We start from the raw sequence: 22,762 nt of genomic DNA on the forward strand, positions 1-22,762 counted from the left end.
TCCAACTGTTTTTTTAACAAAACTCTGAAACTCCCACTTCTTAATTAGGTGTCAAAACAAGCAATCACTTAATTTCTTCATATATATATTAGTACTCTACAGGAAAGGAGTGATCTGAGTTGGCAGAAAACAAAAGGAACGATGGGAGAGAAATTTTATGTATCGGTATCTCGTCTCCAATTGATATTGTACTTTTTGATATTCCACTTCAAATCGAGATTCCGTTAGTAAGGTTATCTTCCTCCGACACATTAAGCGACGATGAATGGAAACAGTTATCAGATGAACTTACAGGTTTGCTCGATGCGCTCGGTAACCGGGGAAGCACCGACGGCTAGAATTAGCCTGTTAAAAAATCATCCTGCTAATTGGACGGGCCCCTGCCACGGTTTGCAGCAGAGCCCTTTAAATAGATAAGGGGTCAGACCCCCCATTTTTTTACAGTGATCTTCTCAATGATTTTCTCCACGCGGGCTGTAATATCGCTAAGTTTTTCATTTAGCTGCTGGCTTAACCCGAGATGAAAGGATATGTCGCACGGCTCTATACCGATAACATATCCTTTTATCCGGTCCCGCTCGTGGTAAAGGGCATTAAATAAATGCAAGTTATGCGGCGATAGGGTCAATTCCTGTTGTTCATTTAAGTCAGAGAGACAGAAAAGAGACACGTCTCCTGGGTTTTTTCCTGATATAACAGCATCTACGATTACAACATGGGATGCTCCTTCAATTTTTTTCAGACAATAATCAATGTCTGATTCCCCAATGACATATTGGATAGCATCAAAATCCTGCTGGTGTTCCGCCAGTTTTTCAACCACACACATACCGATTCCGTCATCCCTCATTAAATGATTGCCAATCCCTAAGATCACTGTTTTTTCCATTAAAACACCTTAATAGTTTTGACTTGTTTACCCTTGCTGAATACATGCGTAGCGCAAGACATGCACGGATCAAATGATCTGAGGATTCTTCCGATTTCCGCCGGGTTATCAGGATCGTCAACAGGGGCACCTATTAACGCTTGTTCCGCCACCCCTCGGAAACCTTTATCGTCCCGGGGTGAAAAATCCCATGTTGATGGGGTAATAATCTGATAGAATGACAGCTTCCTGTCCTGAATTTTGAGCCAGTGACCAAGTGCTCCCCTTGTTGTATCAACCAGCCCTCTTCCGGTCGCCATCTCCGGAAGCTCATATTTTTTCTGCATATCCACTCCGGGGACGACTTTCCTGAGTAATGTTTTCATAATATCTGCAATCTTTTTTGCTTCAAGAGCTCTTGCAATCGTCCGGTCCATAGCTGAGATGCCATTTTCATAGGCACCGCTTAATATTAACCTGGCTAAAGGACCGACTTCCATCGGCAGACCGTTGTACCTCGGGGATTTTACCCAGGAGTATGCTTTCTGCTTATCCCTGTCCGGTTCAGGGACAGTCTCATCCGGAAGATACGTATTCTGCTTTGATTTAAACCAGGAATAATCTATTTTTTCCGTTATCTTATTTTCATCAAACGGTTCAGGATATTCCAATTCCGGAGTAGACACGAGCGGGTCAACATACAACGTTCCCAATTCTTTATAATTATTAAAAGATCCAAATGTTAACAGATTCCCGTATCCTCCCCCCATACGGAAATACTCCGGATAATACCTGGCTATATCGTAGACATCCGGAATCATTTTTTCTTCAATAAACGCTGTAATAGTCTGTAAAATTTCATCGAGCTGAACAATTTTTTCAGAAGTGGCCTGAGTGGTTATACCGCCGATAAACACCCCGTGGTTATGCGGAGCTTTTCCTCCTAACACAGCGAGCATTTGATGAGCTGACCGGCTGATCGGAAGAGACTCAAAATAATGGCGTGAAAGACGATCGTTCACATTCTTAGGGAGCCTGAAATCATTATGGTCTGCTTGAAAAAGAACATTCTCGCCGATGAATACATAATCAGGAGCGGTGTACTGGTAGAAATGACGGATGTGATTCTGCAGAAATTCACAGCAATGAATAATATCTCTTAAATATCTCCCTTGCTCCAAAGGTTCAATAGCCAATGCATCTTCTAATGCTAAAGAAGAAGCCATAGAATGTGCCGCAGAGCAGATTCCGCAGATCCGCTGGGTAAAATACACGGCGTCGAACGGGCTTCTTCCAACAAGCATCTGCTCAAACCCCCGAAATAAATTGCCTGTCGTTTTAGCATCCACTATTTCATTCCGGTCAACTGTCACTTCTATTTCCATAAAACCGCTAATCCGAGTTAAAGGATTAATGACAATTCGCTTACTCATCCTTCACCACCCTTGTCGTGTCAAAACTGATGAACGGAGCCATCGCATCAGGAAAACCGAATTGGGAACAGCCGATGCACGGAGTATCATCACCGATCGGCCAGTTCACACGGCCATTCCACTGCCTTGTAGGGCAGTCCGTGCGGGTCACCGGTCCCCTGCATCCTAATTTAAATAAGCACGTTTTATCCCCAAGTTTCTCCGCAAAAATGCCCCTGTCGAAAAAAGGCCTTCTCGGACAGCGGTCATGAATAAGTGTGCTGTAGAACATGAGCGGGCGGCCTAAGTTATCTGTTTCCGGCTCACCATACAGTAGCAAGTGGGCTAACGTTCCTAAAAACCAGTCGGGATTAACGGGGCAGCCCGGCAATTTAATCATCTCCCGGTCAAGAAGAACCTGTTGCAGGCTGACCGATTCTGACGGATTCGGTTTAGCAGCCGAAACCCCGCCATGTGTGGCGCACGCCCCAACGGCTAAAATATGTGACGCACGTTCCCCAAGGATAGTAGCGGCTTGAAGACCGGTAAGCGGCTGACCATCCAGGCTGCCGATTACATTGTATAATCCGTTATTTTTTAAAGCGACAGCGCCTTCCACTGCCAGAATAAAATCTTCATCTAAGACAGCCATTAATTTCTCTGAAGCCCGCTCTCCTTCTGCCGCCATTAAACTGTTGCTGTAGCGGAGGTCAACCAGTGAATTCAGCGTATACTCGAACGAAGGATTCTGTCCGTTCAGCAACGAAATAATATTGCCCGAACAGCCATTTAACTCCAGATACACTAAATTTCTTTTGTTAATAAGCCCTTTCTTCAGGTTTTCATCTGCAGCATTTGTCAGCCTTGCTGCAATTGCTTCATTGGTCAAAGATTCCGGAGGTAATACAACCTTTTTCATTCCGCCAGCCTCCCCACGATTGGCAATGTAGCCAGTATGGACTCCTGCCCGGCATGGCACGAGGCAAATTCAGCCGTATAGTCTTTTCCCGCAACCAGTCCGAAATGGGTGGCCGCCGCCCACGCACGGTTATTTGTGACGTCATACACCACTCCGCCAACCGCCACATAGGCAGGCCGGCCATTTTTCCCGTCATAAGTTTCTAATTCCTGAAGCGTCAGAGTTCGTTCACCTGGAGGAGGCAATGTCTGGTTCGGTAAAGGTGTGACTGGAGGAACAACCGGCTGAGCCGCTGTCCCAGTTTGTGCGGGCAAGGCCGGTGCCGGAACCGTTGAAAAATAATAACCGGCCATCATAGCTTGGTTTGCCAGCATCTCACTTAGGAAATGCATAGTTGAAACGGTATCCCATAATCGCTGAAGGGTTTGAGAGTTATCAGAAGAGTCATTCATAACCGAAAGTGAATGGATATCCTGCCGGGCCTGAGTGACAAGATGGTTCATTTGGAGCCTGATCAAGGCAATGTTTTGCATAAATTCCTCCCCCTTAAAAAGGTTTACGTTATCCTATGCAAATTGAACCGCAACATTAACAAATTCTCGGCAGCACCATTCCGGAAAGACGGGTAAGACGCCTCGTTGTGTTAACAGGCGTTTTTAATTTCAGCTTGCCTGCTTTTTCAGATATGGAAGTCACGAGGCCAATAAGTCTGGCATTCTTACCGAATTTATGGGATTGCAGTAAATGAATCACCTTGTCCGCTTCCTTTGAATCGACAATAATAACGGCTTTTCCCTCGTTAGCCAAATAGAGAGGGTCAAACCCTAAAATGTCACACGCTCCTTCTACCTCCTCGCGTACAGGTATAGAAGTCTCCTTTAACTCGATAGAAGCGCTGAAATCTTCGCAGAGTTCAACCAGTCCTGTCGCGAGACCTCCCCGCGTCAAGTCCCGCATTACCCGAATCCCATCTGTTTGCTGGAGTAGCTGGTGAAGAAGAGTGTTTAACGAGGCACAATCGCTTTTTACATCGGTTACTAAGCCTAGCTGCTGACGGGCACTCAAAATCGCAATTCCGTGATCACCTATCGTTCCAGTGATAATGACGGCGTCTCCTTTTTTCATCCCAGCAGGATTTATATACTTTTCCCCGATGGCGCCTATACCGGTGGTATTAATAAATACTCCGTCAACACTCCCCCTTTCCACGACTTTCGTATCTCCGGCTATGATTGAAACTCCCGCAGTTTCAGCTTCAGCTGCCATGCTTTTAACAATTTTCTTTAAGTCACTGACGGGAAACCCTTCCTCAATCATAAAACCTGCCGTTAGAACCTTTGGCACAGCTCCTGTTACCGCCAGGTCATTAACTGTTCCTGTTACAGCCAGCTTGCCTATATTTCCCCCGGGAAAAAAGAGCGGATCCACCACATAGCTGTCTGTCGTCACAGCCATTTTCCCAGAAAAACAGGGAATAACCGCAGCATCTAAACGCGCCTGCTCAGCGTGGCCAAATGACTGAATAAAAACCTCCTGTATAAGCTGATGAGTTAATTCTCCTCCTTCACCATGAGCTAAACTGATCCGTTCAGCCATAATTAGTCCTCCCTCATGAAGTGGTAGTGGGCTGCACAGGTCCCTTCCGAAGAGACCATACACGGTCCAACCGGCTTAGAAGGCGTGCAGGCTTTATTAAACAGGACACACTCTTCCGGTGTAATAACGCCCCTGATAATGTCGCCGCAGCGGCATTTCGTTTTCTTCGGTACTGCCGGCAAAACATTAAATTTCTTTTTTGCATCAAACCGGGCGTATTTTTCTCTTAAGACAAGCCCGCTTCCCCGGATCTCTCCTATTCCACGCCACTCTTCATCTGCTCGGGTTAAATATGTTTCCATGTAGTGTTGTGCTGTAAAATTGCCTGCCTCGTTAACGACATAGGTGTAATCATTAATAATACCGGTTCTTCCTTCGTGGAGCTGGTTCAGTAATTTTAAAAGGCCGCTGAGAAGCTGTACAGGTTCAAACCCCGTAATCACTCCGGGTATCTGATAGTCGTCATTTAAAAAACGGTAGCTTTGTTTTCCTGTCACGATGGACACATGCCCCGGCAGCAAAAAGCCGTCCAGCTCGACCTCTCCGGATTGAAGCAAGGCTCTTAAGACGGGTGCCACTAACTTTGTCGTCATCCAAATAGAAAAATTAGTCAAACCTTTCTTTTCTGCCTCACGGACCGCAGCGACTAAAGCGGGAATGGTCGTTTCAAAACCAATCCCTAAAAAAATAACTTCTTTATCCGGATGGTCTTCTGCAATCTGTATGCTGTCAGAAGGCGAGTAAATAACTCTGATATCACTGCCGTTTGTTTTTGCTTGCAGCAAAGAAGAACCAGACCCCGGAACGCGCATCATATCGCCGAATGAACAAAGGATGACATTGTTTTTTTCTGATAAACGGATCATGGCATCTATCGCTTTTTGATCTGTTACACAGACCGGACATCCGGGCCCTGCTATTAGCCTCACATAGTCTCTTAATCTCGTTTTTATGCCTGACTTAGCAAAGGCCATCGTGTGAGATCCGCAAACTTCCATCACTGCCGGCATTCTTCCTTCTCTTTTAATAAAGGTCTCAGCTGATTTTGCAACCGCGTCTGCCAGCCGCCGGGTTAATTCAGGATGTGAAAAAATCTTTGTCTCTAGCATCCAGCAGCTCCCTCCATTCTTTTATACTGGCATTGGCATACTCTTCATCAATAATAACCATCGCCTGTCCGGCATGGATGAGAACATAGTTATTTAAGGCAATTTCAGGAACGAACAGGATCCCTACAGTCATTTTTGCTCCCATGACATCGACTAACGCTTTTTCACCTTCAATTTTAATTACTTTTGCAGGCACTCCTACACACACCGTTTATCACCTCTTTTTTTATGACTCAGTGACTTTATAGCTTGGGCGGCAATGGTGAGCTGACCAAGAGACAGTCCGCCGTCATGGCACGGTATTTGTTTATGTGTAAACACGGTAAAGCCTTTTTTCCTAAGCTGCCTTTTCACTTCTTTTCTCAAGTAATTATTTTGGAAAGATCCTCCCGATAGCACGACTGTCCTGTTCAACTCCGGCCTTTCAGCTATAACCGATAAAATTGTCTGGACGCTGGAGGACACAATCGTCTGGTGAAACTTGTGAATGATGTTCCTGGTAGCCAAACCCTGCTTTTTTTCCTGGATAATCTCATAAATCATCGCGGAAAAATCGAGCAGATGACCATGACCTTGAGAAGTGATGAGCCTAAACGGGTACGTTTCTTCTTCATGATCAGTGACAGCTGTACCGTCTATGACATCTGCTAACTTAACCGCCGCTTCACCTTCATACGTCGATATAGTACAAATTCCCAGTATAGCGCTCACCGCATCAAACAGTCTGCCGCAAGTACCTGCTAAAGGGGAGTTGATTCCGTTTGCGACCATCCGGCTGATCACGTCAAGATCACCCGTTTGCTCCGGAAACAGGTCAGCGGCAAGTTTTCTGCCTTCTTCAGGCCAGTAGTGAAGCAGCATACCGGCGGCTGTTCTCCACGGTTCCCTCACTGCTTTTTCACCGCCAGGGAGCGGGGTGTATGATAAGTGCCCCAGACGTTCGACAGAGTCAGCATTGCCGTACAGGAATTCGAATCCCCAAATATGGCCGTCTTCACCATAGCCTGTGCCATCGAGAATAATTCCGAGACAAGGTTCCACCAGGCTGTTATCTTCCATGCAGGACACGTGATGGGCATGGTGATGCTGGACAGGGACTTTAATCCCCGGCAGTTTTTTCTCTAAAGATGCCGTTTCATAGAGTGGATGCTTATCGAAGGCGATACATTCCGGCTCACTTTGAAGCCAGTTTTTGTAATGGCAGAGAGTGTCTTCCAATGAATGAATCATTTCTTCACTTTCCACATCTCCTATATGCGGACTCAAATAAATATAATGCTCCTTTCCGATTGCAAACGTATTTTTCTGATCGCCTCCTATAGCCAGAATGTTATTCACGTTGAGCTTGGATGTAACCGGTTCCGGCACATAGCCTCTGGCCCGCCGGAGAAATATTATCTCCTCTCCGTCCCATTGAACGACTGAATCATCGACAGGTCTCTCAATCGGCCGGTTATGAGTTAATAGATAATCACACAAGTTATTCAGATCACTCTGAGAGTCGTCTCTGTAAGAGATAGGCAGTCCCGATGTGTTGGCGCTCGTCATCACCAGACAAGGTAAGTCTCCAGACAGAAGAAGATGATGGAGAGGGGTATAAGGCAGCATGACGCCGAGGGTAGATAACCCCGGGGAAAGAATGTTTGGTAAAGAGCACCCTACCTTTCTGCGCAGAATGACTATCGGCATTTCCAGGCTTGAAAGCAGCTGTTCTTCATTCTTTGTTATACTGCAAAACTCTCGTGCAGCTTCCACGGACTTCACCATGACGGCAAATGGACGTTGCGGCCTCCTTTTTAATTGCCTGAGCCGTGCAACAGCAGGAGTCTGAAACGGATCGCAGGCGAGATGATAGCCCCCTATCCCTTTTATTGCCGTTATTTTTCCTTTTTTTAAAAATTCGATAGTCTGGCTTATCGCATGGGCATTTTCACTGAGACGCTGCCCTGCGTGGTTAATAAGACTAAGTCTCGGCCCGCATGCCGGGCAGCAGACGGGCTGGGCATGATGACGGCGGTTTCCGGGATCTTCGTACTCTTCCTTGCAGCTGAGGCACATTGGAAAATCTTTCATCGCTGTAAGCGGTCTGTCATACGGCAAGCCTTGAATAATTGTATAGCGGGGTCCGCACTGGGTGCAGTTAATAAACGGAAAGTTGTGACGTCCGTCCGCCGGGTCGTTCATTTCTGCTGTACACAGCTCACATACAGCAGCATCCGCAGGCAGCCATGGGACAGCCTCCCCTTCGTTTTCGCTCGGGACAATTCTAAATTCATCCAGGCCTGAAGGAGCTGCTTCCTGAATGGTTATATTAGCCACTTTTGCCAGCCGGGGCGGCGAGTGTCTAACCTCATCTGCCAAGTTTCTTAACCGGCTTTTATCTCCTTCAACATGGATCAGCAAGCCGTCCAGGTTATTTTGAACCGTCCCTTTAAGGCCATATTTTTTTGCAAGACTATAAATAAACGGCCGGAAGCCTACCCCTTGGACCCTTCCGGTAACCGTGATTTTTAACGCGAAAGGCATGTCTGATAGACCTCTCTGATCCATCCGGTCCACTCCCCCATCCCGTCTCCGGTCAAAGCTGAAACGGGCTTGAACAACGCCTCCGGGTTAATAGATTTCAAATCCTCTGCTGCTTCCAACAGATTAAATGGAACATAGGGAAGAAGATCAATTTTATTAATAAGGGTTATATCCGTCCGCCTGAACATAATCGGATATTTTGGGATCTTATCATTCCCTTCAGGCACACTTAAGACGACAACCTTAAAGTGCTGGCCTAAATCATAGCCTGACGGACACACTAAATTACCGATGTTTTCTATAAAAAGAATATCAGTCTTATCCAAGTCAAATTCAGGCAGCTTTTTGGCAATCATCCTCGCATCCAGGTGGCAGCCTCCTACAGTATTTATTTGCACCGTGTCAACACCTAGAGCGCGTAACCGGTCAGCATCCCGCTCCGTTGCCAGATCTCCTTCAATCACGCCAATCTTATATTCTGGAGCCAATGCTTTAACTGTTGCTTCCAGCAATGTGGTTTTTCCCGCACCAGGTGAGCTCATTATATTAATGACAAGCGTGCGGCTGTCCTGAAAAAGTTTTCTGTTAAAAGCGGCTGCTTTATTTTGATCCTTCAGAACCTCTTCTTTTAATTTAATTTCCATCCTCGTCACATCCTTCGTATGATTCAACTCTGAATGTTTCACCCGATTGAAGCTCGCTGGTCGGAAGCCGGCAGACAGGGCAGAAAGCAATCCGGTAATCAGGAACGAACTCTGTTCCGCATGATCGGCATTCTGCTCTCGCTTCCTCCCGGATAATATGCAGCTCAGTTTTTTCATCAAAAGGGGCTTCGACCCGGGGCCGTAAATAAACAAACGCTTCCTCGAGCGCCTCAGGCAATACGTTAGATAAATCACCGACAATTACATCAATTTTACTCACCTTAATGATGCCTCTATGATGGGCATCCTCAGAAACAAGCTTAATTAACTCGGCCATCAGCGACAGTTCGTGCATTTACAACACCTCAGTATTGGTTTATGTCTTCAGAAAAGACATTAGACCAGTTGCAGCGATTTTAAATAATGGGCAGTTTCGTAAGTGAGGGGGAGTAAGACATCCCGGGCAGTTTTAGAAAATGCGCCTTCCTCTGCGCAAAGCAAATAGACGGGCCCTGTGATCGTACGCAGGAACCCGCCTATTATTTGTTTTCTTCTGCTGCCTTTCTTTCACTGCCCTCCAGCAGTCAGGAAGGGTGCGCGTGCTTTTATACGGCCTTCCTGACTGCTAGTGAAGCAACACCTTGGCAACAAAGTTATTCTTTAGTACCTTATCCCGTAAGACACCTGTTTTTACGCTGCCGCAGCCTGTTGCTTCGGTTTTCTAATGATACCCATTAATCCGGCTGGGACAAGTAAAAGTGCAGGTACTACACCGAATAAACTTATCGAAATTAAAATTGCCACCCCGCTGATAAGAAGCAGCCATCCACCGAGCTTAGGATTAAATTTCACTACAATCCCGCCAAGAACAGCCAATCCGCTGAATATAAAGGCACTCGTCCCTAACCCAAGAATCTGATTACTCCCACTTACTGCTTCATCAATACTACCGATAAAAAGTGCGAAAAAAGCTCCGCAAAATCCTATCAGACCACCCAATATCCCTAACACCATTTCTGTTGTCCTGCTCATTAAAATCATCTCCTCACAGATAATTTACTTTCACCACAAGTTTACCGGGGGAAATGACAGCAGTTGTCAGCGTACAGGCGTTCGTACCACTAATTCAGTCGACAAATACCGACTGGGGTCAGACCCCCCAGTTTCTGGGGGGTCTGACCCCACTTCACACTTTCTTTTCACTTATTTAAGAAAATACTCATATTTGCTTCCTCTGAAACACTTTTAAAAAATGTACAATGAAGGTGCAATTTTTTACAATTCAGTACGTTTAGTTTGTAAGGGGGAGACAAAATGCCAGATCACATGAAACAAAGAGATTTACTGCTATTTTACGCAGAGCTCTATAAGCCGCCGGGGGACGCGGTCTATGAAGTCATCAGCCACCCGGATTTCCGGACGGAACTTGAACAAGCATCAGGAGCAGCTTTAAACGATTGCTGTGACCTTCCCAGCTTAAGCAGCTTGAAAGAAGAATTCCGCTCGTTATTTTCCAGTTCGTCTCAAAACGGAATTTCTCTCATTGAATCATTTTATAAACCGTGGACAACTGATCAGACTGCCGCTCTTCCATTTGCTCAATCAAAAGGGATGATGATGGGCGACCCGGCGTGGCACATGAGATATTTACTTGAAGAAATAGGTCTCAACTCATCATATGACCCGATGTTTTACCCTGATCATATAAGCGTGATTTTGGAGTTAGCCGCTTTTTTACTCGAAGAACAGGAAACAGACAAATTTACATTGCTGGTCAGCCAGCACTTGAATTGGCTTGACGATCTCGTGGAAGCCATCAGAAAACAAAAAAAGGACTCATTATACCTTAAATTGACAGAATTATTAAATAAGTTTGTGAATGAATTCACAATATGTAACCAGTCTTTTGACCGGCTTAAGGAGGATTCTGTATGTTAAAACCCGTTTCACGCCGCTCATTTATTAAAGCTTCGGCAGCCACTGCTGCTGCAGTTTCCCTTACTTCATTTGATATGCACAGCTGGATGGCATCTGCCTCTGCAGATGAAAAAGCGGCCATCTCAAAAATTCCTACAACCTGTAACGGCTGTTCAAGCCAGTGCGGGATGATTGCCTACACCAAAAACGGACGTCTCTGGAAGCTGGAAGGGCATCCTGATCATCCGCGAAGCAAAGGGACCCTTTGTGCCAGGGGCCACGGCTACGCCACTCTCATTTATTCAAAAGAGCGTCTTGAACAGCCCATGAAACGCATGGAAAACGGAAAGTATGAACCCATTTCCTGGGAACAGGCTTTCAAAGAAATAGGCGATAAACTTAAAGAAATTATTAAAGAACATGGACCTGAATCGGTCGCTCTCGTGCAAGACCCGCGCCCTACCGGAAATGTGTATGCCACCCGGTTTATTAAAGCTTTAGGATCGCCAAACTACTACACCCACCATGTGGCTTGCAATAATTCCCGTGATACAGGGTTTAATCACACAATCGGGGGCGTACCAAGTGCGGATATTGCAAACTCCTCTTATATTATGTTTATTGGCCGGAGCTACGGCGACGGGATCAGGCCTTCCTCTATGAGCGCACTCGCACAGGCGAAAGAAAACGGGGCAAAAGTTATCATTGTCGACCCTCGTAAAAACAATACGTCGCCATTTGCAGACCAATGGCTGCCGATCAGGCCCGGAACCGATTTGGCGCTCGTATTAGCCATGGCCCATATTTTAATAGAAAAAGACTTATATGATGCCGGCTTTATTGAAGACCATGCAACTGGATTTGAGGAATTTAAAAAGGAAGTTAAACAGTATACCCCTGAATGGGCGGAAAAAGTGACCGGGATTGATGCCCAAACGATTAAAACGATCGCAACTGACATGGCTCAATTGAAACCAAAAGCGGTCATTGAACAATCCTGGCGGGGCGCTTTCGGATGCAACTATAAAAACAGTACAGAAACAGGCAGAGCCGTCGCCTTATTCAATGCCATGCTCGGTAATATCCAGCAGGAAGGCGGCTATATTTTTGGCGCAAGTGCCGGTCTCGGAGACTTGGACCCTGATCAGTTTCCAGCACCTCAGGAACCCGATGCCGTAAAAGACGGCGAAGAGGATTTCCCATTGGCGCCACGAGGGCGGGGCGTAGCCAACATCGTTCCTCTGCGTGCAAAAGAAGGAAAGATGAAAGCCGCCTTTTACCATCATTCAAACGCAGCGCTCGGCTACGGAAATCCGGAATATTATAAAGAAGCTCTAAATGAGATGGATCTCGTTGTGACGATTGACGTGCAAATGTCCGAAACAGCCCTGCTCTCCCATTATGTCCTGCCGGAACCGAGTTACATGGAAAGAGATGACGCAGTTGACGGCGTTGGAGGCGGAACAGCTGCCGTGGTTCTCAGACAGAAAGCTGTAGACCGTGTCCATCCGAACACGAAACCTGCGGATGAGATTTTTACTGAGCTGGCAAAGGCCTCCGGGGTTGGGGAGTACTTTACGTTTACTCTTGAGGATTATAATAAGGCGGCTGTCGAACCGTTAGGCATTACGATGGACGAACTGAGAGAAAAAGGTTCCATTCCTCTCGAAGATAAAAAAGCTGAGATAGGAACTGTCCCTGAATTTAATACTCCTTCAGGGAAGGTGGAATTCGCAAGTCAAACTTTTGAAGACGCCGGCTTTAATGCGGTGCCGACATGGATCCCCCCTCTCGTTGAACCGAAAAACGGAAGCTATCGTTTAACGACAGGAAAGCAGGCGATTCACAGTCATACACAGACAGCTAATATACCGATGCTGATGCAGATTACGAAGGATTATGATCTTGAGCGCCTGTGGATGAACCGCCAGGAAGCAAAAAAGAAAGGCATTCAGGACAGCGATCTTGTAGAGGTCTCGTCTGACAGTGCCTCAAGCACGGTTAAAGTGAAACTGACTGACCGCCTCCACCCTGAAACTGTCTATATTCCGTCTCATTATGGCATCACATCCAAGTACTTAACGACCGCCAAAGGAGTCGGCTTTAGCTATATGGAACATGTACCTTTCCATTTTCAGCCAATGAGCGGATGCAGTATGATTCACGAAGTGATTGTAGATGTCAGAAAGGTGGATGCTTAAATGGGACAATACCGAATGCTTGTGGACGTGACGAAGTGTATCGGTTGCTACAGCTGCCGGGTCGCTTGCCAGATGGAAAATGACCTGCCTCCCGACCAGTCTTATATTTCTTTTTGTGAAGTGGAAAAAGGAGAATACCCCAATGTGGAATGGGTGATGCACCGTTTCTCCTGTCTTCACTGTGAAGACGCGGTTTGCGAGAAAGTATGTCCGCAGAACGCGATCAGTTATTCTCAAACTGGCGCAGTGGTGGTGGATCAGGAGCAATGTATCGGATGTGAATACTGTGAGAAAAACTGTCCGTTTGGCAGGGCGAAAGTTGAGCTTTGCCAGGATAAGGAGGGTAACAGTGTCTCCAGGGCTAATAAATGCACACTATGTAATGGCAAGGTCCTTGAAGGTATGACACCTGCATGTGCCTCCACCTGTTACACTGAAGCCATTGTTTTCGGTGAAAGCGACGAGATCCTTCAAAAGGCTGAACAGCGGCTGGCTGAGGTGAAAGACCGTTATCCGGATGCGAACATCTATAACCCGGAAGGTGTCGGGGGCACTCATACGATTTATCTTCTCGCGCATAAGCCTGAAGAGTATGACCTTGAGTCGGATGCTACCACTCCGGCTTCTGCGATTATCTGGAAAGATTACGCTCAGCCTCTCGGTAAATTGCTGCTTGGGGCGACCACAATGGCTGTGATCGGCGGAGCCATTTCCAACCGTCTCTTTAATAAAGGCGAACACCATGAAGGAGGAGAATAAAATGAGCAGCCAACAAAACCGGCGATTGGTTAAACGCTTTTCAAAGACGGCAATCTTTGTTCACTGGCTGAATGCACTTGCTTTTTTCATGCTTTATTTGACAGGTCTGCCCCTGTATACAGAGTATTTCCATTGGCTGTATATCATTTTAGGCAGCGCTGAGAACGCCATGATTCTCCATCGAATCTTTGCTGTCGTATTTATGACTCCGCTTATCATTGCGCTTATTTTCGACCGTCAAAGCCTGGTTCACTGGTTAAGACAAATATTCACCTGGAAGAAGCATGATTTCAAATTCTTCATGCCATTCGCTAAAGAATTTTTCGGCCTTCATTCAGACGTGCCAAAACAGGATTTTTATAACGCCGGGGAAAAATTGAACTCCCTGCTGCAGCTTTCTATGGGATTTATTCTTGTAATCTCCGGAGTCATTCTCTGGTTTGACCAGTTCTTTTCCGCTTCAGCAGTGCAATGGGCGTTTGTTTTTCATAATATCGGGTTCGCCCTGGCCATAGCGGTCGTCGTAGGACATGTTTATTTAAGCGTAGGCCACCCGAATTCCCGGGTCTCTATGAAAGGAATGACAAAAGGGGACGTCCCGGTTGACTATGCCCGTGACCATCACGGCCGCTGGTACGACGAATTGAAAGAAAAGGAAAAACAAAAAAACAAAGGCGCTTAACAGAGATTAAGGATTAAGCTATAAAAGCCCCCGGAGAGCATCTCTCCGGGGGTGAACTTATCTGTTAAGTTAATTCTGGCCAGTACTCTTTATTAGCTTCAATAAGGTCATCCAGAAGGTCTTTGGCGACTTGGGCGCTTGGAACAATTTTAGACAACGTAAGTGCCTGCCACAGTTTCTGATAGGACTTTTCGTGCCAGGCCTCTACAACGAGTTTTTCCACAGCCACCTGCTGCTCCATCAGCCCTTTCTGGAATCGTGGAATCTCACCCTGGACGAGCGGCTCCGGTCCCTGGCTGCCGACGAGGCAAGGAACTTCGACCATTGCGGTTGGATCAAAATTGCTGATCGCGCCGTTGTTCTCTACTATGAGAAGCATGCGCTCTTTTGTATTAAAAGCAATCGCCCGGGCCAGATCCACTATATAAGACGCATGTTCATCTATATGGAGCTCTGTCCCTTCAGAAGTACCGTTATCAATGATTTTTTGGCACTCCCCAAAGACGAATTTTTCACGGCCGTCCATGACTTCGTTCGCACGGGTGTAATTCGGGTCGGATTTGGCGACTTCATGATCAGGGTAAAAATAATATTTTAAATACGTATTCGGCACGGTAGCCGGATCAAGAGCCTGCACATCTTTTGCTTTAGCGAATGTGCTGTTCCAGCTGGCATCCGCGTGCTGGATTGATTCATCGACTGTCACATATCCATACTTCGATACATGCTCGCGAATTTGCGGCAGCAGGTCGTTGCCTTCTTTGTCCCGAATATCTGTCCACCAGCCGAAATGATTGAGGCCGTAATACTTTACCTCCATTTCTTTGCGGGATGAAAGTCCGATCGCCGACGCCATTAACTCTTCAATGCCAATTGGCATATCACAAATGTTCAAAATGTTTGAGTCCGGGCGAAGCATACGCGTTGCCTCGGCAACGATCGCAGCCGGGTTGGAATAGTTGAGGAACCAGGCGTCAGGGGAGTACTGGTCCTTGAAATCAATCAGTTCCAATACATCGCCAATCGACCGCATACCGTACGCAATGCCACCGGGACCGCATGTTTCCTGGCCGACTACTCCGTGTTTTAAAGGAATTTTTTCATCTTTTTCACGCATGGCGTATTTTCCGGTGCGGATGTGCGCCATGACAAAATCAATGTTGGAAAACGCCGTTTCCGGATCGGTTGTAGCCGTAAAAGTGATTTCCGGCGCTTTTTCCTTTAAAATAATGTCGGTGGCACCAGCAATAACGGCCTGCCGCTCTTCATCATTGTCGTAAAACTTAATTTCATTGATTGGCAGTTTGTCCAGGTTATCAAGCAGCATGAGGACGATCCCCGGCGTGAAGGTACTCCCTCCGCCGGCAATCGTGATTGAGAATTTTTTCATATCTATCATCCTCCTAATTATAATTTACTGTTTCTTTTGTTCATCAATAAACGATTCGATCGAATCACGGACTTGAGGAACAGAGAGACCAACAATAACTTGTATGCTTTCATTATTTTTCACAAGACCGTGAGCTTGGCCATGTTCTTTAAAGTACTTATCGTCTTCCACCTTCTCAGGATCAGCAACCGTTACACGAAGACGTGTCGCACAGTTTGTCACATCAACGATATTTTCTGCACCGCCGAGCCCTTTGAGGAAGGCAGCTGCCCGCTGGTCGTATTCACTGTCAAACTGCTGTTGTTGCTGAGAGCCGTCGTCTTCTTTCATTGCTTTATAATCTTTTTTCGTATAAAGCTTCGTTTCAGCATTTTCTTCTTTTTCACGCCCTGGAAGAGCAAAGTCAAACTTCAGGATCAGGAAACGGAACAGGAAGTAATAGATGACCGTGAAGATGACTCCGATAACGACTTGGGCAAGATAGACGTCCCAATGGTTGCCCATGAGCGGAATCCAGTTGGTCGTCGCGATCTCAATTAAACCGCCGCCCTGGTTTCCGACAAGGCCGAATGCGCTCTGAATAGTCACCATCGTTGCACCCAGTACCGCATGCAAAGCGAACAGTAGAGGTGCGATGAACAGGAATGTAAATTCAAGCGGTTCTGTAATACCTGCTACTACAGCTGTTAATGTGGCTGCCAGCAAGAGAGCCCCGACTTGTTTTTTCTTCTCTGCTTTCGCTGTACTGTAAATAGCAAGAGCAATACCGACTGAACCGAACATTTTAATATTCCCTTGCAGAAGGAAAGCTCCTCCGTCCCATTGTTCCCGAAGCGGTTCAGCTGAAGCTGAGAGCTCAGAAAGCTTAGAAACCCATGCTGCCGTAATTCCGCCGTCCACGACTGCCGGCCCAAACTGGAACGGCGTGTAAATGAAATGATGCAGGCCGGTTGGAATAAGAATACGCTCAAGGAAGTGGAACAGCCAGACGCCAACATAACCGGAAGCGATCATAAATCCTTGCAATGAAGCAATTCCTTCCTGAACAACAGGCCAGACCCAGGCAGTTAAAAATGCCAGAGGGATCATGGCAAAGAATGAGATCATGACGATGAACGGTCCACCCTGGAAAATACCGAGTGCATCCGGCAATTTCTTATCGTAATACCGGTTATGCAGCCAAATAGTAATACCTGATATAATAATTGCACCAAGAATATTAGTATCGAGCGTCTGTATGCCCGCGATTTCGGTTAACCCGACTGCCTCGTCAATATTCTGAGTCATATCGACACCGAACGCCGGCCCCCAAATTTCAAGAATAGAATTAAGAAACGTGTTAAACATCAAGTAAGCCATAACAGCTGAGAGTGTCGCCCGTCCCGCTGCCTTTTTAGCCAGGGAGATCGGGAGACCGATCACGAAGACCAGTTCCATATGATTGAAAACTGTCCAACCCGTGTTTTCAATAAAGGTCCATAATTGATACCAGAGACTGTCCGGGTCCGCAAGCCCACCCATAATCTGCTCATTTTTAAAGAGGGTCGCCAGTCCGACTACTATCCCGAAGAACGGGAAGAGCAGAACAGGAACAATCATCGCGCTGCCAAATCTGCGTATTGAATTCATTGGGTACTGCACCACCTTCAAAATAATAAAATATTATGTCTGCGTTCGTTGATAACGATTTCATTTTAAGATGGCTGAGTCTGGACATCAATGGATGAGAGCAATTGAGGGAGGGGTTTGAGGAGAATGAATTTTGTTTCACCAGGCGGGAAATTTCCCGCAATACTCGGTAAAGGATTTCTTTAGAACTATTAAACAGTGATATAATTGTGCCGAGTACCTTTAATCGCTGGGAGGTGAGTAGAAATGAGTCTGGAAGAATTGATTAATGAATATTATGAGAAGTTGAACGACAATGATCTGCACGTTCTGAAATACATATTAAACAATAAAAAGACATGCTCTCAAATGGGAATCAATGATTTGGCTGAAGCTTGCCACTCATCGCGGTCATCCATCCACAGGATGACAAAAAAGCTCAATTTCAGCGGCTACAGTGAATTCCGCGTTTTTTTAAAATGGGAGGAGCAGCCTGAACTTATGCATGGCACTCACGTGGAAATTCTTGAAAACGACGTGACGACTACTTTTAAAAATTTAGCAGCTGTGGATTTTGATCCGATAAGTGAAAAACTGTACTCAGCTAACAGGATTTTCATATACGGCACAGGCACGGCACAATTAAGCTGTGTAATGGAAGCCCAGCGGCTGTTCGCCCTGATGAGCACGTTTATAACAGTTATTCATGATGAGACCGAGTTTGAAACCATGCTGAAAGCTATGCAGGAGGACGATGTCGTCATTATCTTATCTTTATCCGGCAGCACGCCTGCTCTGATGCCGATCGTCAAACAGCTGAACGCCCGGGGTCTCGACTTTATCTCAATAACCAATTTGAAAAATAACAAACTTGCTCAAATGTCCCCATACAGCATTTATGCGGCAACTTCCGAAACATTCGCCGGTGACGGGACAGAAGTCGTTTCATTTATTCCGTTTTATATCGCTGTGGAAACGATGTTCCGTAAATATGCTGATTATGTGGAGAATCATAAGTCATGAGGAAGCCATCACAGCTGAAGAAACCTTTAGCAGAAAACTTAGCCTATAGTCTGTCCGCTATTTGCGCCCTACTATTAGCAAGGATGATTATTAATTAGACGGATAGGAGGGGCAAAGTCGCTGATTGAATTGTTTTTTCGCTGATTGAGCACCGTTTTTCGCTGATTGACCACTCTTTTTCGCCGATAGAGCCGAATATTCGCTGATAGGACCCTATTTTCTCCGATAGCACCCCCTGGCATAAAACATAAAAAAGATGCCAGATCAGTTCTGGCATCTTCCATATCATTCAGCTCTCTCAGTACTACTCTGGACTGCCGGTCTTGACCCCGTAACTGCTTTTAAGAGGGAGAACCTGCTCCTCCCATATCCGCTGATCACGGCTGGAGTTCTTATACGGACGTTTCAGCATTTTTTCCAGATAAGTTTCCTGGTCCTCGGTAAGACCGAATTGGGAAAGGTGCGCCAAAGCAAATTGGGCAAAATCCCCTACCATAAAGGTAAACATGTAATCCGTTAAATCATCATCGAGCTTATGAAGTCTTGCATTTTCCAGGACGAGCTGAGCGTAAACCGCCATTGTAAACAGCTCCCCTAAATGAAGCATGAAGTTATGGTCTTTTTGCTGCTGTTCAGTCGGCGGCGCTTTGTAAAGCATTTCCCTGAATAAATCAGTCTGTTCCAGGAAAATAAGGACGTTAGGGAGACTGACGCCTTCATAACTCTTCCTGTAATTCGGAAACGTCACGCTGGCAAGTTTCCCTGTTGTCTGGTTAAAAAGGTTGGAATCATCCTTTGCGTCCCGGCGAACAGGGATATCTTCAAACTCTTCCTCGTTGAAAAAGTAGTTCTCCATAAGTTTTATTACGAGAGCCATATTCACATGGCTCGTCCCTTCAAGCCGCGGGATCATTCCGATATCCCGGATAGCCATTTCCATATACGTGTCCTGTTCGAACCCTTTTGCAGCCACCACGTCAAGCAGCATGTCGATGACTTCCATCCCCTGTTTCGTCACTTTCATTTTCTGAATCGGATTAAACAAAAGGTAACGGCGGTCTTTTTCAGAAGAGGACCGGAAATAATCAACTGCCCGCAGAGCATAAAGTTTCATGGCGGTGATCCTGGCATATGACTCCGTAAATAAGTGTCTGACGTGGCTGAAATCAGTCACCTTCTGCCCGTACAATACCCGGTTGTCTGCATGATTCAGAGCCTCGTAGAAAGCATGCTGGCAAATGCCCGCTGACGCAAATCCCAACTGGAACTTTCCGATATTGACCGTGGATAATGAGGCGTCCCACGCATCCCGACCTTTAGATAAAATATCATCCTCAGTTACCGGATAATCTTTGAGTGAAAACTCACCGACAAACGCAGGCCTCACTCCGGACGTATGAATTTTCTTCTGAAGCTCGTAATGCTCATCTTCAGGATCGACTGCGAAAAAAACAAAGTCATTTGTATCAGCCATCCGGCCAAAAACAGACACCAATGCTGCTTTATTGGCGTTTCCAATATAATATTTTGATCCGGTTCCTTTAAAGCTGCCATTGCCTGCCGGGTACAGCTTCATTTGATTTGAATAAAGGTCTGCCCCATGCTTTTTTTCCGACATCCCGAAGGCAAAGATCCCGCCCTCTTTTAACAGCCGGGCTGTCTTATTTTTTAACGTGTCATTTCCTGACATCCATATCGGACTAAGCCCGAGAATGCTCACCTGGAAACAGTACTGATAAGAAAGGCCGTAAAACGCCGTCAATTCACTGAAATCGCACATACGCGACAGATCAAACCTGGTATCTTCATCCCCGTAGCCTGCGGGAGTCAGCAATGTGGCGAACACGTTTTCTTCGGCTAAAAATTCGATAAAATCCTCATACCATTCCGACGCCTGGTCATCTTCTTTAATACCTTCGAGTCCTTTTTTCTCAAAAAATTGAACCGTCTTTTTCATCAAGTCCTGTGTTTTCTGATCCGGTGCCTGTGTGCCTGCCTTTTCAGGATTTAAAAAAAGCAAAAAATCCCCTCCTGCCTAGTTTATGAATGAATAATCACTCATTATATATTCTCTGCCAGACCGCTTAAATTCCTGCTTTTGTCTAAAATATCCTCTTACAGGTCTTAACTTGCAGCAGGGACACGTTTCAGCCCGTACACGAATATAATGAACCAAACTAAGCCCATTTTCCGGAAAGGAGGAAAAGGTCTTGCCTAAATTCAAAAGAAAGCCTGTCGTTGTCGAAGCTGTAAAAATCACAAGGCCCATTTCAATAGAAACAGAAGGTAACACAGTGAAAGGACACACGGGGGACTATCTCATTACTGAATCAGATGGCCAGCAGTACCCTTGCAACGCCCAGTTATTTGAGGAGGAATTCGAACCGGTAAAAGACAGATTTAACTTTAAAGAGACGGTTTATAAATCTTTACGAATGGTAAAGAGGAAATCCAGAGAAATATTATTTGATAAATAGGCGCAGAGTACTGCGAGTGGAGAATGACTGAAAGGACCAGCGGAACACAAACTGATCAGGCCGCCTTTTAGGTTGATTCAGGCAAATGCTTTATCTTCTTTTCATTTCCGAGAGAAAAGACAATCATAATAATTCCCAAAATGACAAGAGCCACTTCAAAATAAATGGCTTCAGGCCCATCAGTCAGACGGTGCAGATTAAACAGCCAATGAACGACGACAATATCAAAACTCGCAAAAAAGCCGGCAGCAAAAATGACCCCGTTAAAAAACGAGCGGGCGAAAAAACGGTAAGCCAAATAAAAGATTAACAGAGTGACAGCGCCTGTAAACACTAACGCACCTATACGCTCAGCCATCGTCTCAGCCTCAAACCCGAAAGCCTGAACATTTCCTGTATGAAACCAGTAATCTATCAGAAAGATTCCGATCAGGAAACTTAAAACTCTGGAAAACATTTTGTGAATCTCCCTCCTTTACATTATTTCAGTAACGAAGAACAACCCTTCTATCCTGCATTATTACCTGCTATGAGGCTAAACAAACAAAAAGTGTAACTGCACAGGCGTGGAGTTACACTTTTTCATAGTTAATGGGTTTAAAATGGCTTAGGGGGTTTCTCAGGAATTTATCTTCAACTGATGAATGTGAGAAATGCGGTGATCAGGAGACCAAACAGAATGATATACATAACCATCTCCATCTGGAACTTAAAGAAAAACTTTTTCTTCACATACCTCTTTTTAAAGTAAACGAGGCCTTCAATATTATCCATAAAAGGGGAAGCAGCTGCCAGATGTGTGTAAATAAACATCAGGCCTGCGAAAAACAAAAACGATACGGCGAATGGCAACTCTAATATAGCATGTAAGAGAGGTAATAAAACGATAGCCATCAAAAGACCTCTTAGAATTTGAGCCGGCAGAAAATATTTTTCCACATGGCCGCTTTCTTCTTTATTGGACATGTCTCTCATAAAATCACAATGACGGCTTTTCTCTTCATAAATATCTTTGCTGAACTTTAAAGCTATTGCACCAGCAGCTATATAGGCGATTGCATGAGCCAGGGTAAATAAAAGAATAAAAAGGATATAAGCCATCTTAATTGCCCCCTCCATAACTATAATGAATGCCGCACATGTTAAATTAGCAGAGTTTTACCCGCCGTTACAGACTAATTTTGATTTAAAATGATCCAGTTATCCATATTGTTATGCTCACTTTTATCGAAAGGGCGAAAGGCTCCGGTTATTTCAACTACAATTAAGACAGTGTACAGCTTGCCAAACGATCTCTCTTTTCTTCTTCTATACTTCTTATTATACCATTAAAGCTTATATTAGAGTGTTTTCTGTTATATAGTTAAATTATTGTTTAAATAGTGTTAAATGCTCTGATTTACTATTGATTTGTACCTTATATGTTGGCAGGTGATACGTAGGTGCTGCACCGGTAGCACCCACGTATCACCTACCTGACTGTTACTCTTTTTTAGCTTGCTTATGCTACCGTTTCCTCTCGATTTCTGCCTGATACGTTGGTGGGTGTTACCTAACAGTTACACCGGTATCACCCACGTATCACCTACCTACCTGTTACTCTTTTCTAACTCCCTTATAATCCTGTTTCC

Annotated in this window: 23 protein-coding genes; 7 read left to right on the plus strand and 16 right to left on the minus strand. The window is 45.5% G+C overall.

Annotation, left to right across the window (positions count from 1 at the left end):
* Positions 1–119: 119 nt before the first annotated feature.
* A complete protein-coding gene (locus tag K8O68_RS00230) occupies positions 120–338 on the plus strand; it encodes a hypothetical protein (RefSeq protein WP_230894941.1) in 219 nt (72 codons plus the stop codon).
* An 83-nt stretch (positions 339–421) separates the two neighbouring features.
* Here the strand turns inward: K8O68_RS00230 and K8O68_RS00235 are convergent, their stop codons facing one another.
* From K8O68_RS00235 to K8O68_RS00285, 11 genes are all read right to left on the minus strand, one after another.
* The gene (locus tag K8O68_RS00235) at positions 422–889 is read right to left on the minus strand and encodes a hydrogenase maturation protease (protein ID WP_230894942.1); all 468 of its coding nucleotides are present in this window, start codon (positions 887–889) and stop codon (positions 422–424) included.
* On the minus strand, positions 889–2,301 hold the full coding sequence (locus K8O68_RS00240) for a nickel-dependent hydrogenase large subunit (RefSeq protein WP_230894943.1): 1,413 nt from the start codon (positions 2,299–2,301) through the stop codon (positions 889–891). The genes K8O68_RS00235 and K8O68_RS00240 overlap by 1 nt, the downstream gene beginning before the upstream one ends.
* Positions 2,294–3,199 (minus strand): hydrogenase small subunit, encoded by a 906-nt coding sequence (locus K8O68_RS00245; RefSeq protein WP_230894944.1) that lies wholly within the window; start codon positions 3,197–3,199, stop codon positions 2,294–2,296. The genes K8O68_RS00240 and K8O68_RS00245 overlap by 8 nt, the downstream gene beginning before the upstream one ends.
* A complete protein-coding gene (locus tag K8O68_RS00250) occupies positions 3,196–3,732 on the minus strand; it encodes a cytochrome b5 domain-containing protein (protein ID WP_230894945.1) in 537 nt (178 codons plus the stop codon). Before K8O68_RS00250 ends, K8O68_RS00245 begins: the two co-directional genes overlap by 4 nt.
* A 55-nt stretch (positions 3,733–3,787) precedes the next feature.
* Positions 3,788–4,795, minus strand: a complete 1,008-nt coding sequence (hypE, locus tag K8O68_RS00255; RefSeq protein WP_230894946.1) for a hydrogenase expression/formation protein HypE — start codon at positions 4,793–4,795, stop codon at positions 3,788–3,790.
* Positions 4,796–4,797: 2 nt separating this feature from the next.
* Positions 4,798–5,904: a hydrogenase formation protein HypD gene (gene hypD / locus K8O68_RS00260; protein WP_230894947.1), complete on the minus strand. Its 1,107-nt coding sequence runs from the start codon at positions 5,902–5,904 to the stop codon at positions 4,798–4,800.
* The gene (locus tag K8O68_RS00265; RefSeq protein WP_230894948.1) at positions 5,873–6,112 is read right to left on the minus strand and encodes a HypC/HybG/HupF family hydrogenase formation chaperone; all 240 of its coding nucleotides are present in this window, start codon (positions 6,110–6,112) and stop codon (positions 5,873–5,875) included. The genes hypD and K8O68_RS00265 overlap by 32 nt, the downstream gene beginning before the upstream one ends.
* Positions 6,103–8,454 carry a carbamoyltransferase HypF gene (gene hypF, locus K8O68_RS00270; RefSeq protein ID WP_370640458.1) on the minus strand — a complete coding sequence of 784 codons (2,352 nt, stop codon included), beginning with the start codon at positions 8,452–8,454 and terminating at the stop codon, positions 6,103–6,105. Before hypF ends, K8O68_RS00265 begins: the two co-directional genes overlap by 10 nt.
* The gene (hypB, locus tag K8O68_RS00275; protein ID WP_230894949.1) at positions 8,415–9,074 is read right to left on the minus strand and encodes a hydrogenase nickel incorporation protein HypB; all 660 of its coding nucleotides are present in this window, start codon (positions 9,072–9,074) and stop codon (positions 8,415–8,417) included. The genes hypF and hypB overlap by 40 nt, the downstream gene beginning before the upstream one ends.
* Positions 9,064–9,429 carry a hydrogenase maturation nickel metallochaperone HypA/HybF gene (locus K8O68_RS00280; RefSeq protein WP_230894950.1) on the minus strand — a complete coding sequence of 122 codons (366 nt, stop codon included), beginning with the start codon at positions 9,427–9,429 and terminating at the stop codon, positions 9,064–9,066. The genes hypB and K8O68_RS00280 overlap by 11 nt, the downstream gene beginning before the upstream one ends.
* 335 nt (positions 9,430–9,764) lie before the next feature.
* Positions 9,765–10,106: a hypothetical protein gene (locus K8O68_RS00285; RefSeq protein ID WP_230894951.1), complete on the minus strand. Its 342-nt coding sequence runs from the start codon at positions 10,104–10,106 to the stop codon at positions 9,765–9,767.
* A 282-nt stretch (positions 10,107–10,388) separates the two neighbouring features.
* Between K8O68_RS00285 and K8O68_RS00290 the strand changes: the two genes are divergently transcribed.
* The 4 genes from K8O68_RS00290 to K8O68_RS00305 are packed head-to-tail and all read left to right on the plus strand — an operon-like array spanning position 10,389 to position 14,633.
* Entirely contained in the window at positions 10,389–11,012 is a 624-nt protein-coding gene (locus K8O68_RS00290) for a TorD/DmsD family molecular chaperone (RefSeq protein ID WP_230894952.1), read from the plus strand.
* Positions 11,006–13,192 carry a molybdopterin-containing oxidoreductase family protein gene (locus K8O68_RS00295; RefSeq protein WP_230894953.1) on the plus strand — a complete coding sequence of 729 codons (2,187 nt, stop codon included), beginning with the start codon at positions 11,006–11,008 and terminating at the stop codon, positions 13,190–13,192. The genes K8O68_RS00290 and K8O68_RS00295 overlap by 7 nt, the downstream gene beginning before the upstream one ends.
* Complete coding sequence (locus tag K8O68_RS00300) at positions 13,193–13,951, plus strand: 4Fe-4S dicluster domain-containing protein (protein WP_230894954.1); 759 nt, start codon at positions 13,193–13,195, stop codon at positions 13,949–13,951.
* A gap of 1 nt (position 13,952) precedes the next feature.
* Positions 13,953–14,633, plus strand: coding sequence for a formate dehydrogenase subunit gamma (locus K8O68_RS00305; RefSeq protein ID WP_230894955.1), 681 nt, complete (start codon positions 13,953–13,955; stop codon positions 14,631–14,633).
* A 64-nt stretch (positions 14,634–14,697) separates the two neighbouring features.
* Here the strand turns inward: K8O68_RS00305 and K8O68_RS00310 are convergent, their stop codons facing one another.
* Together K8O68_RS00310 and K8O68_RS00315 are read right to left on the minus strand one after the other, a co-directional pair.
* Positions 14,698–16,029 (minus strand): 6-phospho-alpha-glucosidase, encoded by a 1,332-nt coding sequence (locus K8O68_RS00310; protein ID WP_230894964.1) that lies wholly within the window; start codon positions 16,027–16,029, stop codon positions 14,698–14,700.
* An 18-nt stretch (positions 16,030–16,047) separates the two neighbouring features.
* The gene (locus K8O68_RS00315; protein ID WP_230894956.1) at positions 16,048–17,652 is read right to left on the minus strand and encodes an alpha-glucoside-specific PTS transporter subunit IIBC; all 1,605 of its coding nucleotides are present in this window, start codon (positions 17,650–17,652) and stop codon (positions 16,048–16,050) included.
* A 246-nt stretch (positions 17,653–17,898) separates the two neighbouring features.
* Between K8O68_RS00315 and K8O68_RS00320 the strand changes: the two genes are divergently transcribed.
* On the plus strand, positions 17,899–18,654 hold the full coding sequence (locus K8O68_RS00320) for a MurR/RpiR family transcriptional regulator (RefSeq protein WP_230894957.1): 756 nt from the start codon (positions 17,899–17,901) through the stop codon (positions 18,652–18,654).
* 304 nt (positions 18,655–18,958) lie between these two features.
* Here the strand turns inward: K8O68_RS00320 and K8O68_RS00325 are convergent, their stop codons facing one another.
* Positions 18,959–20,674 carry an acyl-CoA dehydrogenase family protein gene (locus tag K8O68_RS00325; RefSeq protein ID WP_230894958.1) on the minus strand — a complete coding sequence of 572 codons (1,716 nt, stop codon included), beginning with the start codon at positions 20,672–20,674 and terminating at the stop codon, positions 18,959–18,961.
* Between the two features lie 190 nt (positions 20,675–20,864).
* Here K8O68_RS00325 and K8O68_RS00330 point away from each other — a divergent pair, with 190 nt between their 5' ends.
* Positions 20,865–21,131 carry a hypothetical protein gene (locus K8O68_RS00330; protein WP_230894959.1) on the plus strand — a complete coding sequence of 89 codons (267 nt, stop codon included), beginning with the start codon at positions 20,865–20,867 and terminating at the stop codon, positions 21,129–21,131.
* A 67-nt stretch (positions 21,132–21,198) separates the two neighbouring features.
* Here K8O68_RS00330 and K8O68_RS00335 read toward each other — a convergent pair whose 3' ends face one another.
* Together K8O68_RS00335 and K8O68_RS00340 are read right to left on the minus strand one after the other, a co-directional pair.
* Positions 21,199–21,588: a DUF2243 domain-containing protein gene (locus K8O68_RS00335; protein ID WP_230894960.1), complete on the minus strand. Its 390-nt coding sequence runs from the start codon at positions 21,586–21,588 to the stop codon at positions 21,199–21,201.
* A gap of 176 nt (positions 21,589–21,764) precedes the next feature.
* Complete coding sequence (locus tag K8O68_RS00340) at positions 21,765–22,232, minus strand: hypothetical protein (protein WP_230894961.1); 468 nt, start codon at positions 22,230–22,232, stop codon at positions 21,765–21,767.
* Between the last annotated feature and the right edge of the window lie 530 nt (positions 22,233–22,762).

Origin of the sequence: Salipaludibacillus sp. CUR1 (assembly GCF_021028955.1) — a bacterium.
Classification (GTDB): domain Bacteria; phylum Bacillota; class Bacilli; order Bacillales; family Salisediminibacteriaceae; genus Salipaludibacillus.